This is a genomic window from Pseudomonas sp. RGB (assembly GCF_007713445.1).
Lineage (GTDB): Bacteria > Pseudomonadota > Gammaproteobacteria > Pseudomonadales > Pseudomonadaceae > Aquipseudomonas.
In genome coordinates, this window is record NZ_VMSH01000010.1 from 1 (window position 1) to 16,836 (window position 16,836).

Sequence of the window (16,836 nt, forward strand, 5' to 3'; positions counted from 1 at the left end):
GCAGTCTGGTAGCTCGTCGGGCTCATAACCCGAAGGTCGTCGGTTCAAATCCGGCTCCCGCAACCAAACATCAAAAAAGGCTACTCGAAAGAGTGGCCTTTTTTGTATCTGACGAAAAAGTTCTTCTGAAACAATGGCATGGCATCTTTCATGAAACCGTACACGGTTTGTAGAGTCCATCTCATTGCAAGCTATGCTGAATGCTCAAGCATTACCCTCTACGACCAATGGCCGCAGTCGCCGCACCCGGCGATACGCGTTAATATTTGTAATTATTTTGTCCATAGGGATTGGTAACTTGGCTGGATACCTCCATCCTGTCGCGCACAATCCACGAGGTGATTGATGCGCGCCAACTCGTCTGAACCACAAGACACCGTCACAGCGACACAACCGATCACACCCACCCGCTTGCGTTGGCTGGATCTGTTGAGCAAATACCGTCAGCCGATCGGGCTGGCCGTTACCCTGTTGCTGTTCGCAATCGCCCTGATCGCCTGCCGACACTTACTGCTGGAACTGGACCTGTATGCGCTCCACGACTCGATCCTGGAAGTGCCCAGACCCGCCCTGCTGGGTGCGTTCGCGGCGGCCATCGCCGGTTTCATCATTCTGCTGGGTTATGAATTCTCCGGCGCACGCTATGCCGGGGTAAAACTGCCGGCCAAGACCCTGGCGCTGGGTGGCTTCACCGCCTTTGCCATCGGCAACGCCATTGGCTTGTCGATGCTCTCCGGCGGGTCTGTGCGCTACCGTTTATATGCACGCCACGGTATCGGGGCTTCGGAAGTGGCGCACATGACCGTGTTCGCCAGCCTGGCCCTTGGTACGGCGCTGCCGCCGCTGGCAGCACTGGCCACACTGAGTAACCTGCCGGCGGCATCGACCTACCTGCACCTGTCCCAAGGCGTGCTCGGTGGGATTGCTGGTGCAGTGCTGCTGCTGTCCGCCGCGCTGTGCATCGGCATTTATCGCCGTCGCCTGCCAGAGCAACCTTATCCAGACAACCTGCTGGTCAAGGCGGGACGTCGTACCCTGCGCCTGCCGGGCCGGCGCCTGACGTTTCTGCAACTGATCATCACCGCGCTGGACGTTGCCGCTGCCGCCACCGTCCTTTATATGCTGCTGCCGGAAGCGCCGCCGTTCGGCCCCTTCCTGCTGGTGTACCTGCTGGCCCTGGCCGCCGGCGTACTCAGCCATGTGCCAGGCGGTGTTGGCGTGTTCGAAGCGATTCTGCTCGCGGCATTCGCCGACAAGCTTGGCGCCGCGCCATTGGCTGCCGCCCTGCTGCTATACCGCATGATTTATGTGGTGCTGCCGCTGCTGATCGCCTGCGTGTTCCTGCTGGTCAACGAGGCCCAGCGCCTGTTCCAGACGCAGCAAAGCCTGCGGGTTGCCTCTGGCCTGGCCGCGCCGGTGTTGGCCGTACTGGTTTTTTTGTCCGGCGTGGTCCTGCTGTTTTCCGGCGCAACGCCGGAAATCGACTCACGCCTGGAAAACATCGGCTTCCTGATTCCCCACCGCCTGATTGACGCCTCGCACTTCGGTGCCAGCTTGATCGGCGTGCTGTGCCTGTTGCTCGCCCAGGGCTTGCGTCGGCGTTTGTCGGCCGCCTGGATGTTGACCATGGTGTTGCTGCTCACCGGCGCCCTGCTCTCACTGCTTAAAGGCTTCGATTGGGAAGAAGCCAGCCTGATGATCATGACCGCCGTGCTGCTGGCGATCTTCCGGCGCTCGTTCTACCGCGCCAGCCGCCTGACCGAGCTGCCGTTCTCGCCGCTGTACCTGGTGGCCAGCGTCTGTGTGTTGGGCGCTTCGATCTGGCTGCTGCTGTTTGCCTATCAAGACGTGCCGTACAGCCACCAGCTGTGGTGGCAGTTCACCCTGGACGCCAACGCCCCACGCGGCCTGCGCTCGCTGCTGGGTGCAGCGGTGCTGTTGGTGATCGTCTCGCTGACCTGGCTGCTGCGCACCGCACGCCCGGTGATTCATCTGCCAACCCCGGACGAACTGGAACGCGCCACCAAGATCCTGATGGCCTCCTCACAGCCCGACGGAGGCCTGGCGCTGACCGGCGACAAGGCGCTGCTGTTCCACCCCAACGATGAAGCCTTCCTGATGTACGCCCGCCGCGGGCGCAGCCTGGTGGCCTTGTATGACCCGATCGGCCCGACCCAGCCGCGCGCCGAGATGATCTGGCAGTTCCGTGACCTGTGCGACATCCATCACGCGCGCCCGGTGTTTTACCAGGTACGCGCCGAGAACCTGCCCTACTACATGGACATCGGCCTGACCGCGATCAAGCTGGGCGAAGAAGCCCGCGTCGACCTGAAACGCTTTGACTTGGAAGCCAAGGGCAAAGAGATGAAGGACCTGCGCTACACCTGGAACCGTGGCACCCGGGACGGCCTGTCCCTGGAGATCTTCGAACCGGGCCAGGCGCCGATGGAAGAACTCAAAGTCATCTCCGATGCCTGGCTGACCGGCAAGAACGTGCGGGAAAAGGGCTTTTCCCTGGGCCGTTTCAGCGACGACTACCTCAAGCACTTTCGTATTGCGATTATTCGCTTCGAAGGGCGCCCGGTGGCCTTCGCCAACCTGCTCGAGACTTACAACCATGACCTGGCCAGTCTCGACCTGATGCGTGCGCACCCGGACGCGCCGAAGCTGACCATGGAATTCATGATGGTTGGCCTGATTCAACATTATAAGAACCACGACTACGCCCGCTTCAGCCTGGGCATGGTGCCGTTGTCGGGCCTGCAACCACGCCGTGGCGCACCGCTGACCCAACGCCTGGGCTCGATGGTGTTCCGACGTGGCGAGCAACTGTATAACTTCCAAGGTTTGCGCCGCTTTAAAGACAAGTTCCAGCCTGACTGGGAACCCCGTTATATGGCCGTGCCCGCAGGACTTGATCCGCTGGTGGCACTGGCCGATACCGCCGCCCTGATTGCGGGCGGCTTGACTGGATTGGTGAAACGCTGATGATTCGACGCTCCTGGCGGTATGTATTGGCCTTTGTAGTGCTGCTCGCGCTGATCGCGGCGGGTGGCTTCTGGTACTGGAACCGCCCTGCCCCGCAACCGACCCTGGAACAACTGCCCCAGGCCGACGGTTCGGTGATGACCCGCGTGACGCCTAACGGCTCAGCAAAAGCCCGTGTGGCCGTGGCCGTGATGGCCGATGAAACCCTGACCGATAGCCAACTGATTGCCCTGAGCCAGGGCGGCTCCGCGCAAATCGTTCAAGTGATCCTGCCAAAGGATGACTGCAAGCTTCAGGAACAAGCGCTGCAAAGCGCTCTGGCCCAGCTCAAAGGCCCGGCGACGCTGGTCAGCGGCATCGGCCCTGGCGCAGCACTCGCCTGGCGCTGGTTGGCCACACAGAACGACGACAAGGCCAATGCCATCTCCGTCGGCTTCGCCCTGGTGCAGGAAGGCTGCAAGGACCCGCTGCCCAAGACCTCTGCCCATGGCAATTGGCTGGTGGCGTGGAACGACAACCCTGACGATGAAAGTGCCAGTTTCGTACGCGATACCCCGCGCGCGACGACCAGCATCAGCGACTACGACATCCACTACCCGCAAGTGCTGAACAACGAACTGCGCAAGCAACTGGTGGGTTCGGACAATGGCGGCCTGGCGATTCCCGTGGTGGAAGTACCGGCCGGCCAAGCCAAGGATACCGTTACCCTGTTCCTCTCCGGTGATGGCGGCTGGCGTGACCTGGACCGTGACGTCGCCGGTGAAATGGCCAAGATCGGTTACCCGGTCGTGGGCATCGACACCCTGCGCTACTACTGGCAGCACAAAACGCCCGAGCAAAGCGCCAAGGACCTCACCGAATTGATGCAGCACTACCGGCAGAAATGGGGCACCAAGCGCTTCGTGCTGACCGGTTATTCATTCGGCGCCGACGTACTGCCGGCAATCTACAACCGCATGCCGGAAAACGAACAGCAGCGCGTCGACGCAATCATCCTGCTGGCATTCGCACGTACCGGCAGCTTTGAGATCGAAGTCGAAGGTTGGTTGGGCAACGCCGGCAAAGAAGCCGCGACCGGCCCGGAAATGGCCAAGCTGCCGGCTGACAAAGTGGTGTGCATCTACGGCGCCGAAGAAGTCGACGAGAGTGGCTGCACCGACAAGACCGCTGTTGGCGAAGCCGTGAAGCTGCCAGGCGGGCATCACTTTGACGAGAACTACCCGGCGCTGGCACAGCGCCTGGTGGATATCATCGTGAAGCATCAGGCCAAGGACAAAGCCGAGTAACTCCAGGTATTACATGGCTTAAAATGTGGGAGGGGGCAAGCCCCCTCCCACATTTGTTTTTGCAGTGTTGTTTAGATTCAGCGCGGTTCGATATGCGCAATCATCAACTGCACAGTTTCATTCCCACGAAACTCGTTCACGTCCAGCTTGTAGGCCAACTCGACCCAACGCACTGTCGGATTAGGCCAGACCTCACGGTCCACACCAAATGCAATGCCATCCAGCTTCACCGACCCGCATTCGCTCTTGAGCACCACTTTGAGGTGCCGCTCACCGACCACGCGTTGCTCGACCAACTGAAACACACCGTGAAACAACGGCTCGGGAAAGTGCTGCCCCCACGGCCCGGCATGCCGCAATGCGCGCGCCAGTTCCAGGTGAAACTCTTCCACCGCCAGGGTGCCGTCCGACAGCAGCCGGCCCGTCAGGTCTTCTTCCCGCAGTTGCCGACGGACTTCAGCGTCAAAGGCTTCGGCAAACAGTGGGAAATTCGCCTCGGGCAAGGTCAGACCGGCCGCCATCGCGTGGCCGCCGTATTTGGTGATCAGGTTGGGATGCTGGCTGGCGACGACCGCCAGCGCATCACGGATGTGAAAACCCTGCACGGAGCGCCCTGAGCCCTTGAGCAGGCCGTCACCGGCATCGGCGAAGGCGATGGTCGGGCGGAAATACCGCTCCTTCATTCGCGACGCCAGAATGCCGATCACGCCTTGGTGCCATTCCGGGTCGAACAGGCACAAACCGTAAGGCATCGATTCCACGGGCAAGTCCTTGAGCTGGGCGAGCGCTTCGCGCTGCATGCCCTGTTCGATGGATTTGCGGTCCTGGTTCATACCGTCCAGCTGCGCCGCCATTTCCCGCGCGGCGGCGAAGTCGGTGGTGAGCAGGCATTCGATGCCCAGGCTCATATCGTCCAGGCGCCCGGCGGCGTTCAAGCGCGGCCCGAGGATAAAACCAAGGTCGGTGGAGGTGATGCGCGCGTGGTCGCGCTTGGCGACTTCAAGAATCGCCTTGATGCCCGGCCGCGCACGACCGGCGCGAATACGCTCCAGGCCCTGATGCACCAGGATGCGGTTGTTGGCGTCCAGCGGCACCACGTCGGCGACACTGCCCAGGGCCACCAGGTCGAGCAACTCGCCGATGTTCGGCTGAGGCGTGTTGGCGTACCAACCCAGGCTGCGCAGTCGCGCGCGCAAGGCCATCAGCACATAAAAGATCACGCCTACGCCGGCCAGCGCCTTGCTGGGAAATTCACAACCGGGCTGGTTCGGATTGACGATGGCATCTGCCGCCGGCAGCTCATCACCCGGCAAGTGGTGGTCGGTGACCAACACCTTCAACCCCGCCGCCTTGGCCGCCGCGACGCCTTCGACACTGGAAATGCCGTTGTCCACGGTGATCAGCAACTGCGGCTCGCGCTGCAGCGCCACCGCAACGATTTCCGGAGTCAGGCCATAGCCGTACTCGAAGCGGTTGGGCACCAGGTAGTCGACATGGGCCGCGCCGAGCAAACGCAGGCCCAGGGTGCCTACCGTGCTGGCAGTGGCGCCATCGGCGTCGAAGTCACCGACGATGAGGATGCGCTGGCGCTGCTCCAAGGCCGTCACCAGCAGGTCCACCGCCGCGTCGATGCCCTTGAGCTGCTGGTAGGGAATCAACCGCGCCAGGCTCTTGTCCAGCTCAGCTTCGGACTGCACCCCGCGTGCGGCGTAAAGACGGGTCAACAGCGGTGGCAATTCACCGAGAAACGGCAGGACAGCGGGCAACGGGCGAGGATCGATACGCATGGGGCGACGGAAGCTTCTCTTCTAGTACAACGGTTAAACAACAATGCTGAAAGCAACATGGGTCAACTGTAGGAACCGGCTTCTGTGGGAGCGGGCTTGCTCGCGAATGCATCACCTCGGTATAGCTGAAAGACCGAGGTGTCTGCATCGCAGGCAAGCCAGCTCCCACAATTTCAACCGCGCTCGCCGACCAGCCATTGCAGTTGCACTTCGTGCTGGCCGCGATCGTCGGTCACAAAAATCGTGCCTTCACTGATCATCACGTCCCACTTGATCACGCGCGGCATGTCCTTGGCCAGGGTCTCGAGGACTTCCTGCGGCACGGCAGCGATGTGCACGTTCTTCAGGTTGTTGGCCACCGGCACAACTTTGCCTTCCCACACGCGCAAGCTGCCATAGGCCAGCAAACTGGTGCGCTCGGTACGGCGTGAACACCAGGTCAGGCGGTCGGCGTCAGGCTGGCCGACTTCGATCCAGTGCAGAACCCGATCATCCAGGCTTTTTTCCCACAGGGCTGGTTCGTCTACATCTGACAGGCCACGACCGAACGCCAGTTGCTCGTTGTACCAGAGGGCGTAGGCCAGCAGGCGCACGGTCATGCGCTCTTCGGTTTCCGATGGATGGCGGGCGATGGTCTGTTTGACGCTCTCATACACCGAGCGATCAAGGTCGGTGAGGTTGAGTTCGAATTTGTAGGTCGTGGACGGCTGGGCCATGAACGGGCTTCTAGAGACAGGGAAAGGCAGCCAGTCTAACCGATGGCGAGGTCAATCAACGAATACGGCGTTGCATCATCCTTATCCCTGGGCCGCTCGCCTATGTTAAAAGGCATCACACCACCGCCCCACGCTTGCTAAGGATCCTCATGTCGTTTAATGCCAAACCGCTTGCCGGCCTGAAAGTCATCGAACTGGGCACCCTGATCGCCGGACCCTTTGCGTCACGTATCTGTGCCGAATTCGGGGCCGAGGTGATCAAGGTCGAATCCCCTGATGGCGGCGACCCGCTGCGTAAATGGCGCAAGCTGTATGAGGGCACGTCGCTGTGGTGGTTTGTGCAGGCGCGCAACAAGAAGTCGCTGACGTTGAACCTCAAGCACCCGGATGGCCTGGCGATTCTCAAACAGTTGCTGGCAGACGCCGACATCCTGATCGAAAACTTTCGCCCCGGGGTACTGGAAAAACTCGGTTTGAGCTGGGAAACCCTGCATGCCCTGAACCCGAAGCTGGTGATGGTACGGCTTTCAGGTTTTGGCCAGACCGGGCCAATGAAGGACCAGCCAGGGTTCGGCGCAGTGGGCGAATCCATGGGCGGTTTGCGCTATATCACCGGTTTCGAAGATCGCCCACCGGTACGCACCGGGATTTCCATCGGCGATTCGATAGCCGCCTTGTGGGCAGTGATTGGTGCGCTGATGGCGCTGCGTCATCGCGAAGTCAACGGCGGGCTTGGCCAGGTGGTGGACGTGGCGCTGTATGAAGCTATCTTCGCGATGATGGAGAGCATGATCCCGGAGTTTGATGTGTTCGGGTTTATCCGCGAACGCACCGGCAACATCATGCCCGGCATCACGCCGTCTTCGATCCATACCAGCGCCGATGGCAAGCATGTGCAGATTGGGGCCAATGGCGATGCGATCTTCAAGCGCTTCATGTCGGCGATTGGGCGTGAAGACCTGGCCAACGATCCGACCTTGGCGAGCAATGATGGACGCGACAGCCGCCGTGACGAGCTGTATGGCGTGATCGACCGCTGGGTCAATTCGCTGCCTCTGGATCAAGTGGTCGAGCAACTCAACCAGGCCGAGGTGCCCGCCAGCCGCATCTACAGCGCCGAAGACATGCTTGGCGACCCGCAGTTTCTGGCGCGGGAAATGTTCCTCAAGGCGCAGTTGCCGGGCGGCAAGGACTTCAAAATGCCGGGGATCGTGCCCAAGCTGTCGGACACGCCCGGCAGTTGTGAATGGGTCGGGCCGCAGTTGGGCGAGCACAACAGCGAGGTGCTTAACCAATTGGGCTATGACACGGCGGCCATTACCCGCTTGCGCGAGGGCGGCGCGATCTGATGGCCGGCCCGTGTAAACGCTGGTCCATTCCCCTGTGCTTTGTCGGCGCGATGTTCGGCGTATGGCCGCTCGCCGCGCGTGCCGAGGACACGATAATCTGGTTGCTGCGCGACCTGCCGCCGCTGATCATCTTCGAGGGCCCACAGAAAGGCCAAGGGGCATTGGATCAATTGCTGCCAGTGCTCAGCGAGCGCCTGCCGCAATACCGGCACACCGTGATGCACGTCAATCGCGCCCGCGGCATCCAGATGCTGCGCGCTGACTCCCTGACCTGCGATCCGTTACTGCTGTGGACGCCGGAACGCGCGAAGTACATTGTGTTTTCCGCCCAAGCGTTTGCGGTGGCGAGCAACGGCGTAGCCATTCGACGAAGCCAGCAGGCGGCAATGGCGCCCTTTATCGTCAATGAACAATTTGACCTGCAAGCCTTCCTCGACGCCCACAAAGCACGCATCGGCGCCACGGCCGAACGCAGTTACGGCCCCGTCATCGATGAACAGCTAAAAGGCGCCGATCCGCACATTCTGGCGCTGCATTACGGCAATGACGCCCTTGGCAGCCTGCTGCAAATGCAACGCCTTGGGCGGCTGGAAGCGGTGCTGGGCTACTGGCCGGAAATCCGCTATCACGCCACGCAACAGGGCATCGCCGCACGAGACCTGGTGTTTTATCCCATCAAGGGCTCAGCGCCTTATCAGCGTACGCATATCGGTTGCTCGGACACGCCTCAAGGCCGCCAGGCCATGGCACGTATTGACCAAGTATTGCGCGACATCCCACAGGCGCAGTTACAGCAGTCCTACACGTCGTGGTTGGACCCGGTCACGCGTGAACAGTACTTGCGTGACAACCCTGATTTTTTCCAGGACTCACCGACCCCCTGAGGCATCACAGGGCAAATCGCAGGCAAAAAGAAACCCCGAAGAGTGGGGAGACACTTCGGGGTTAAACGTGGCCTACAAAGACCAGTACAACAAGCCACAAACACCGGAGCACAATGTTTGCTCTTGCTGTTACAAAATCTGACCGGCCATGCTGTAGGAAGTTTCCCTAGTTAAACAATTCTTCATGCAAGGGCGCCATTGCGGGTCTGGGCAGCGCTGCGCAAGGCCGCGATGACGGACGGTTCCAGACGCCCTTCGGCGATTTTCAGGTCGCGCAGCAGGCAATCCACCACATCCACCAGCACGCGTTTATCGGTCAATTGCGCGCGGTCGACTTCACGCTCCACAACGATGGCGCCGGCCGGGTTCTTCACGGTCACCAGGCACTCGTCTTGCACACCAGCGGTGGTCAATGTCACCTGATAAGGGCTCAGTGCTTCTTCGAGCAATAGGCTGATACTTTCCATCTCGATCACCACTCAATAGTTCGGGAACAATCGTTTCAACGGGAGCTGCATCTATCCTAAGTGACTGGTTATGACGTAGGAAAGTTCGCTTTATCGTCTTTATGGGGCCGTCAGGGAGTGACGTGAACCAGCATGCGCTTGCAACATGACAGGCAAAAAACGGCCGCACATAACTGCTTACGCAATGGTTGACCGTTTTGAGGTTCCCGAAACAAAAAACGCCGCTGCCCCAACGAAGGGAAAGCGGCGTTCGTGTCTACGCGGCTCGCCTTACAACGGCTTACCACGATTCCCGTGCTGGCCGACAAACGCCTGCACCGTCTTCAAGTCATTGGCCAGCACCGTGCAACGCTCTTCGCGTTCGAACAGGTCAGCCAAGTGCTCCGGCAATTCCAGCGCTTTGCCTACGCCCGCCTTCTCCACCGCTTCCGGGAACTTGACCGGGTGAGCCGTACCCAGAATGACCATCGGAATATCCAGACTGCGACGGCATTCGCGCGCAGCCTTCACACCGATAGCGGTGTGCGGGTCCAGCAGCTCGCCGGTCTGGGCGTAGACCTCAGCGATGGTTTCGCAGGTCTGTGCATCGTCCACCGCCAGGGAGTCGAACAGCTTGCGCGTTTCGGTCCAGCGCTCTTGGTCAACGCTGAAACCGCCACCGCTCTTGAAGCTGCTCATCAGCTCGGCCAGGGCGGCGCCATTGCGACCGTGCATGTCGAAGAGCAGGCGTTCGAAGTTCGACGACACCATGATGTCCATCGACGGCGACAGCGTGGCGTGCAGGGTTTCCTTGACGTACTGGTTGCCGCTCATGAAGCGGTGCAGGATGTCGTTGCGGTTGGTGGCGACGATCAACTGGTTGATCGGCAGGCCCATGTTGCGCGCCAGGTAACCGGCGAAAATGTCGCCGAAGTTGCCGGTCGGCACCGAGAACGACACCGAACGCGCCGGGCCGCCCAACTGCAGGGCTGCGTGGAAGTAGTAGACGATCTGGGCCATGATCCGCGCCCAGTTGATCGAGTTCACGGCGACCAGGCGCGTGCCCTTGAGGAAGCTCTGGTCGGCGAAGCTGTTCTTGACCATTTCCTGGCAGTCATCGAAGTTGCCTTCGATGGCGATGTTGTGGATGTTCTCACCAAAAATGGTGGTCATCTGGCGACGCTGCACTTCCGACACGCGCTTGTGCGGGTGCAGGATGAAGATGTCGACGTTTTCACAGTGCTTGCAACCTTCAATGGCCGCCGAACCGGTATCACCGGAGGTCGCGCCAATGATCACCACGCGCTCGCCGCGTTTTTCCAACACGTAATCGAGCAGGCGACCGAGCAGCTGCAGGGCGAAGTCCTTGAACGCCAGGGTCGGGCCGTGGAACAGCTCAAGTACCCATTCGTTGCCATTGAGCTGACGCAATGGCGCGATGGCGCTGTGGGAAAACACGCCGTAGGTCTCTTCGAGGATCTTCTTGAAGTCCGCATCCGGAATGCTGCCGGTGACAAACGGGCGCATTACACGGAAGGCCAGCTCGTGGTACGGCAGGCCGGCCCACGAAGCGATTTCTTCCTGGGTGAAGCGTGGCAGGTTTTCCGGCACATACAGGCCGCCGTCAGTGGCAAGGCCTGCCAGCAAAACGTCTTCGAAATTCAGGGCCGGTGCCTGGCCGCGGGTGCTGATGTAACGCATAGGGGCAAACCTTCGGTTTGGGCTTCAAGCTTCAAGTGACAAGCTGCAAGTAACGGCGGATCTGCTTTTACTTGCAGCTTGCAGCTTGGCGCTTGCAGCTGAATTAATTTAGATGTTCGACGCGAATACGAACGACCGGCCCAACCACGCCCTGAAGAGCTTCGAGCGCCCGGATGGCATCGTTCATGTGCTGCTCGAGCACGCGGTGGGTCAGCAGGATCATCGGCACCTGGCCGTTTTGTTCCTCGACTTCCTTCTGCATGATCGACTCGATGTTGATGCCGCGCTCCGACAGGATGCTCGCCACCTGGGCCAACACGCCCGGATGATCCTGGGCCTGGATACGCAGGTAGTAGGCGCTTTCGCAGGCTTCGATCGGCAGGATCGGGTGGGCCGACAGCGAATCCGGCTGGAACGCCAGGTGCGGCACGCGGTTCTCCGGGTCGCTGGTCATGGCGCGAACCACGTCAACCAGGTCGGCGATCACCGACGAAGCGGTCGGCTCCATGCCAGCGCCGGCGCCGTAGAACAGGGTCGAACCTGCCGCGTCACCGTTAACCATCACCGCGTTCATCACGCCGTTGACGTTGGCGATCAGGCGATCGGCCGGGATCAGCGTCGGGTGTACACGCAGCTCGATACCGGCCGGGGTGCTGCGCGCTACGCCCAAGTGCTTGATGCGGTAGCCCAAGGCTTCGGCGTAATTCACGTCGGCGGTGGTCAGCTTGGTGATGCCTTCGGTGTAGGCCTTGTCGAACTGCAGCGGGACGCCAAACGCGATGGACGCCAGGATGGTCAGCTTGTGCGCGGCGTCGATGCCTTCCACGTCGAAGGTCGGGTCGGCTTCGGCGTAACCCAGGGCTTGGGCTTCGGCCAGCACGTCTTCGAAGGTACGGCCCTTCTCGCGCATTTCGGTGAGGATGAAGTTACCGGTGCCGTTGATGATCCCGGCCACCCAGTTGATGCGGTTGGCGGACAGGCCTTCACGGATCGCCTTGATCACCGGGATGCCACCGGCCACGGCGGCTTCGAACGCCACGATCACGCCCTTTTCGCGCGCCTTGGCGAAGATCTCGTTGCCATGCACGGCAATCAGCGCCTTGTTGGCGGTGACCACGTGTTTACCGTTCTCAATGGCCAGCAGCACCAGATCACGGGCCACGGTGTAGCCGCCAACCAGCTCGATGACGATATCGATTTCAGGGTTGGTTGCCACGGCGAAGACATCGTTGGTAATCGCAATACCGGTCGTTTGGAACTGAGGCTTTGGCGTACGCGTGGCAATTTGTGCCACTTCAATCCCACGCCCTGCACGGCGGGAAATTTCTTCAGCATTACGCTGAAGTACGTTGAAGGTGCCGCCACCGACGGTCCCTAACCCACAGATGCCTACTTTGACCGGTTTCACTGAAGAACTCCCCATGAAACGGCCGACTCAAGGTCGGCCGTGAAAAACAGCCGCACAACTGCGGCTCTCAATTAATGCCCCGCCGACTGTTCGGCGGAGCATGATCGCCAAAGGCTCGACGATTACTGCTTACTCGCACCCAGTGCCAGTTTGGCAACTTGTGGCGCCGGCTGGTAGCCCGGAATGACTTGGCCGTCAGCCAAAACGATGGCCGGTGTACCGTTCACGCCAATCGACTGACCCAAGGCAAACTGCTTGGAAACCGGGTTGGCGCATTTGGCCGCCTTGATTTCCTTGCCATCGACCATTTTGTCCATCGCGGCTTTCTTGTCGGCCGAGCACCATACCGCCTGCAACTGCTCGTCACCCGGCGAGCCCAGGCCCTGGCGCGGGAACGCTACGTAGCGCACTTCCACACCGAGCTTGTTCAGCGCAGGCACTTCGGCGTGCAGCTTGTGGCAGTACGGGCAGGTGGTGTCGGTGAACACGGTGATGTGGGTCTTGGTCTCGCCGATGGCCGGGTACACCACGGTTTCAGCCACTGGAATGCCGTTGATCAGCTTGGACACGCCCAGGCGCTCGGCTTTCTCGGTCAGGTTGACCGGCTTGCCATCTTTCAACTGGAACAGGTAGCCCTGAACGATGTACTGGCCATCGGCACTGGCGTACAGCACGCGGCTGCCCTTGAGCTTGACTTCATACAGGCCGGCCATCGGGCTGGCGCTGATGCTTTCGATCGGCGTGTCGAGCTGCAGGTTGGCCAGGCTCTTGCGAATCGTTTGCTCGGCGGCGTCGTCGGCGACAACAAAAGTGGAAACCAACGCAATCGCTGCGGCGGCAATAATCTGGGTCAAGCGCATGGGAACTCCTGAAGGCAGATGCAGGGACGGGTGTGGAACACCGATCTGAAAATACGGGGTCATACACACAAGGCAAACAAAAGTCTGACCGTCCCCTTTGCTAACCGGCAAAGCCTACCACAGTTGGGCCGGAGGGCAGACTGCGGCGGGTAAATTGGGCCGTTTCGGATGCAATTTCATCCACGCGGGTGGTGCTTGGCGTGCATATCCTGCAAGCGTGCCCGCGCAACATGCGTGTAGATCTGGGTTGTGGATAAGTCACTGTGCCCCAGCAGCATTTGCACCACACGCAGGTCCGCACCGTGGTTGAGCAAGTGGGTGGCGAACGCATGGCGCAACGTGTGCGGCGACAGCGCTTTGCCGATCCCGGCCACCCTGGCCTGGTGCTTGATACGGTGCCAGAAGGTCTGGCGGGTCATCTGCTCGCCGCGCAGGCTGGGAAACAGCACATCGCTGGGCCGCCCACCGAGCAACTCGATGCGGGCATCACGCATGTAGCGCTCGACCCACACGATTGCCTCCTCACCCATCGGCACCAAGCGTTCCTTGCTGCCCTTGCCCATCACCCGCAGCACGCCCTGGCGCAAGTTGACTTGCTCAAGGGTCAGGCTGATCAGCTCGGTCACGCGCAGGCCGCAGGCGTAGAGCACTTCGAGCATGGCGCGGTCGCGCTGGCCGATGGCTTCGCTGAGGTCGGGTGCGGCGAGCAAGGCATCCACGTCGGCTTCCGACAGGGATTTGGGCAATGGCCGGCCCAGTTGCGGCATGTCGATTTGCAGCGTCGGGTCGGCGGCGATGAGCTTTTCCCGCAGCAGGTAGCGATAAAAGCCACGCACGCCGGAGAGAAAACGCGCAGTGGAACGCGGCTTGTAGTTCTGTTCAAGGCGCCAGGCCAGGTGATCGAGGATCAGCTCGCGACCGGCATTGATCAGTTCGAGGTTTTTTTCCTGCAGCCAGCCATTGAACAGGGCGAGGTCACTGCGATAGGCCTGGCGGGTGTTGTCCGACAGGCCTTTTTCCAGCCACAAGGCGTCGAGAAAGCGGTCGATCAGAGGATGGTCAATGGCGGGCATAGAGGCTCAGGCTGATTACTGGGGTGTCTGGTAGATCCTATCGCAGGCAAGCCAGCTCCCACATGGGTTTTGTGTTTTGCCTGATAGCATCATCAACATCGATCGAATGTGGGAGCTGGCTTGCCTGCGATGGCCGCGACTCGGTTCAGGATCAGTCAACAAACCCTGGCAGCACCGGCACCGGGCGCTTGTCGGCATCGATTGCGACAAAACTGAACACGCCTTGGATCGCCTTTTCGCGACCGTCGGCACTCATGCTCTCGACGAACACTTCGACTTCGACCTTGAGGCTGGTGTTGCCCACCTTGATGACGCGGCCGATCAGCTCGACGATAGAACCGGCCGGAATCGCGTGATTGAAATCAATGCGGTCGGTGGAGACCGTCACCAGCGGCAAGCGGCAAAAACGCGTGGCGGTAATGAACGATACTTCGTCCATCCAGGCCAAGGCAGTGCCGCCGAACAGGGTGTTGTGGTGGTTGGTAGTCGGCGGGAATACAGCCTTGGTCACGTGGGTCACGGACAGGTCGGTACGACGCTGGATTTCTTCGAGGCGGGTGGTCATAGGCAAGTACCGGCAAGGGACAAATTTCAGGCACAAAAAAGCAGCCCGTAGGCTGCTTTTTTCTGCATCGGAAGCTGGACTTAAGCCAGTTTTTCCTTGATGCGAGCTGCTTTACCGGACAGGTCACGCAGGTAGTACAGCTTGGCTTTACGTACGTCACCGCGACGCTTAACGGCCATGCTGTCGATTTGCGGGCTGTAGGTCTGGAAAGTACGCTCTACGCCAACACCGTTGGAGATTTTACGAACAGTGAAAGCACTGTTCACACCACGGTTACGCTTGGCGATTACCACGCCTTCGAACGCTTGCAGACGCGAACGGTCGCCTTCCTTCACTTTCACCTGAACGACAATAGTGTCGCCTGGGGCAAAGGTAGGGATCTCTTTGGTCATCTGCTCTGCTTCGAGTGCAAGGATGATTTTGTTAGTCATGCTGTGCTCCTAAGGTAAGTCAATGGACCTACCATCGATACGTTGTTAACTATCGTCCCGCGCGAGGATGTATTCCTCGAGCAGCTTCTTCTCTTCTCCAGAAAGCGAGCGGCTTTCCAGAAGATCGGCGCGTCGTTCATAGGTCCGACCAAGGGACTGCTGTAAACGCCAACGCCGGATGTGTGCGTGATTGCCACTTAGCAATACGTCGGGAACACGCTGATCCGCATACACCTCCGGTCGGGTGTAGTGCGGGCAATCCAGCAAACCATCCGTGAAGGAATCTTCCTCCGCGGAGTCCGCATGCCCTAAAGCTCCAGGCAGCAGTCGTGTAACCGCATCTATCAGGACCATCGCCGGCAGCTCGCCGCCAGACAGGACATAGTCCCCAATCGACCACTCTTCATCGACATGAGCTTCAATAAACCGCTCGTCAATGCCTTCATAGCGACCGGCAATCAGGATCAGTGCTTCCTCATTCGCCAGTTCGCGTACCGCAGCCTGTTTCAGCTGACGGCCTTGAGGGGACAGGTAAATTACCTTCGCCTTCTCCCCGGCGGCGGCCTTGGCCTCAACCAACGCGTCTTCCAGGGGCTTGATCTTCATCACCATGCCCGGACCACCGCCAAATGGGCGATCATCCACAGTGTGGTGTCGATCTGTCGTGTAGTCTCGCGGGTTCCAACAGGTGAGCTGCAACAGCCCCTGTTTCACCGCCCGACTGGTGATGCCGTACTCGCTGATGGCGGAGAACATCTCGGGAAACAAACTGATCACTTCAATGCGCAAATTAGCCACGCTTAGAAGTCCGCGTCCCATTCCACCTTCATCTCGCCCGCTGCCAGGTCGACGGCCAACACGCATTGCTCGGTATACGGCAACAGGCGTTCGCGATCATCCAGGCTGCCAGCGCAAGGCTTGACCACCATTACATCATTGGCGCCGGTTTCCAGAAGATGATCGATTTTCCCGAGCAATTGCCCGAGTTGATCAATAACCTTCAGACCTTCCAGCTGGTACCAGTAGTACTCGCCGTCGGTCAATTCAGGGAACAGGTTGCGCGGCACGCAGATCTCATAACCGGCCAGAAGACGCGCTTCTTCACGATCATCAAGACCCTTGAGCTTTGCGACCAGGAACTTATCGCTCCCGCGTCCACTGACCAGCTCGACCTGTTTCACACTCCCTTCGCGCTTGAGCGTCCAGGTTTTGTACTGCAACAGGTTTTCAGTCGGATCAGTAAAGGAATACACCTTCACTTCGCCGCGAACGCCATGAACAGAGTAAATCTTGCCGATAACGATCAAATCATCAGCAACAGCTGGCGTCGCGTTCATATTGC

At 60.0% G+C, this 16,836-nt stretch carries 15 protein-coding genes; 4 read left to right on the top strand and 11 right to left on the bottom strand.

Annotated features, from left to right (window positions below):
* Positions 1–345 precede the first annotated feature (345 nt).
* Positions 346–2,988 (top strand): bifunctional lysylphosphatidylglycerol flippase/synthetase MprF, encoded by a 2,643-nt coding sequence (mprF, locus tag FPT15_RS20350; protein ID WP_145164127.1) that lies wholly within the window; start codon positions 346–348, stop codon positions 2,986–2,988.
* Positions 2,988–4,274 (top strand): virulence factor family protein, encoded by a 1,287-nt coding sequence (locus FPT15_RS20355; protein WP_106578320.1) that lies wholly within the window; start codon positions 2,988–2,990, stop codon positions 4,272–4,274. Before mprF ends, FPT15_RS20355 begins: the two co-directional genes overlap by 1 nt.
* A 77-nt stretch (positions 4,275–4,351) precedes the next feature.
* Here FPT15_RS20355 and recJ read toward each other — a convergent pair whose 3' ends face one another.
* Complete coding sequence (gene recJ, locus FPT15_RS20360) at positions 4,352–6,061, bottom strand: single-stranded-DNA-specific exonuclease RecJ (RefSeq protein ID WP_145164129.1); 1,710 nt, start codon at positions 6,059–6,061, stop codon at positions 4,352–4,354.
* Between the two features lie 173 nt (positions 6,062–6,234).
* On the bottom strand, positions 6,235–6,777 hold the full coding sequence (locus FPT15_RS20365) for a YaeQ family protein (protein WP_003193952.1): 543 nt from the start codon (positions 6,775–6,777) through the stop codon (positions 6,235–6,237).
* 149 nt (positions 6,778–6,926) lie between these two features.
* Between FPT15_RS20365 and FPT15_RS20370 the strand changes: the two genes are divergently transcribed.
* Positions 6,927–8,126, top strand: coding sequence for a CaiB/BaiF CoA-transferase family protein (locus tag FPT15_RS20370; protein WP_145164131.1), 1,200 nt, complete (start codon positions 6,927–6,929; stop codon positions 8,124–8,126).
* Positions 8,126–9,010 carry a TIGR02285 family protein gene (locus tag FPT15_RS20375; protein ID WP_145164133.1) on the top strand — a complete coding sequence of 295 codons (885 nt, stop codon included), beginning with the start codon at positions 8,126–8,128 and terminating at the stop codon, positions 9,008–9,010. Before FPT15_RS20370 ends, FPT15_RS20375 begins: the two co-directional genes overlap by 1 nt.
* Before the next feature lie 182 nt (positions 9,011–9,192).
* Here FPT15_RS20375 and FPT15_RS20380 read toward each other — a convergent pair whose 3' ends face one another.
* From FPT15_RS20380 to rimM, 9 genes are all read right to left on the bottom strand, one after another.
* Complete coding sequence (locus FPT15_RS20380) at positions 9,193–9,477, bottom strand: DUF3509 domain-containing protein (RefSeq protein ID WP_106578316.1); 285 nt, start codon at positions 9,475–9,477, stop codon at positions 9,193–9,195.
* A gap of 270 nt (positions 9,478–9,747) precedes the next feature.
* Positions 9,748–11,157 carry a threonine synthase gene (gene thrC / locus FPT15_RS20385; protein ID WP_145164135.1) on the bottom strand — a complete coding sequence of 470 codons (1,410 nt, stop codon included), beginning with the start codon at positions 11,155–11,157 and terminating at the stop codon, positions 9,748–9,750.
* A 103-nt stretch (positions 11,158–11,260) separates the two neighbouring features.
* A complete protein-coding gene (locus FPT15_RS20390) occupies positions 11,261–12,565 on the bottom strand; it encodes a homoserine dehydrogenase (RefSeq protein WP_106578313.1) in 1,305 nt (434 codons plus the stop codon).
* Positions 12,566–12,687: 122 nt separating this feature from the next.
* Positions 12,688–13,425: a thioredoxin fold domain-containing protein gene (locus tag FPT15_RS20395; RefSeq protein ID WP_145164137.1), complete on the bottom strand. Its 738-nt coding sequence runs from the start codon at positions 13,423–13,425 to the stop codon at positions 12,688–12,690.
* Positions 13,426–13,601: 176 nt separating this feature from the next.
* Positions 13,602–14,498, bottom strand: coding sequence for a site-specific tyrosine recombinase XerD (gene xerD, locus FPT15_RS20400; protein ID WP_145164139.1), 897 nt, complete (start codon positions 14,496–14,498; stop codon positions 13,602–13,604).
* Positions 14,499–14,649: 151 nt separating this feature from the next.
* The gene (locus FPT15_RS20405; protein ID WP_003193963.1) at positions 14,650–15,063 is read right to left on the bottom strand and encodes an acyl-CoA thioesterase; all 414 of its coding nucleotides are present in this window, start codon (positions 15,061–15,063) and stop codon (positions 14,650–14,652) included.
* A gap of 80 nt (positions 15,064–15,143) precedes the next feature.
* Positions 15,144–15,494 carry a 50S ribosomal protein L19 gene (gene rplS, locus FPT15_RS20410; RefSeq protein WP_003175895.1) on the bottom strand — a complete coding sequence of 117 codons (351 nt, stop codon included), beginning with the start codon at positions 15,492–15,494 and terminating at the stop codon, positions 15,144–15,146.
* Positions 15,495–15,539: 45 nt separating this feature from the next.
* Positions 15,540–16,313: a tRNA (guanosine(37)-N1)-methyltransferase TrmD gene (gene trmD / locus FPT15_RS20415; RefSeq protein ID WP_177343966.1), complete on the bottom strand. Its 774-nt coding sequence runs from the start codon at positions 16,311–16,313 to the stop codon at positions 15,540–15,542.
* Positions 16,295–16,831 carry a ribosome maturation factor RimM gene (gene rimM, locus FPT15_RS20420; RefSeq protein WP_003175898.1) on the bottom strand — a complete coding sequence of 179 codons (537 nt, stop codon included), beginning with the start codon at positions 16,829–16,831 and terminating at the stop codon, positions 16,295–16,297. Before rimM ends, trmD begins: the two co-directional genes overlap by 19 nt.
* Between the last annotated feature and the right edge of the window lie 5 nt (positions 16,832–16,836).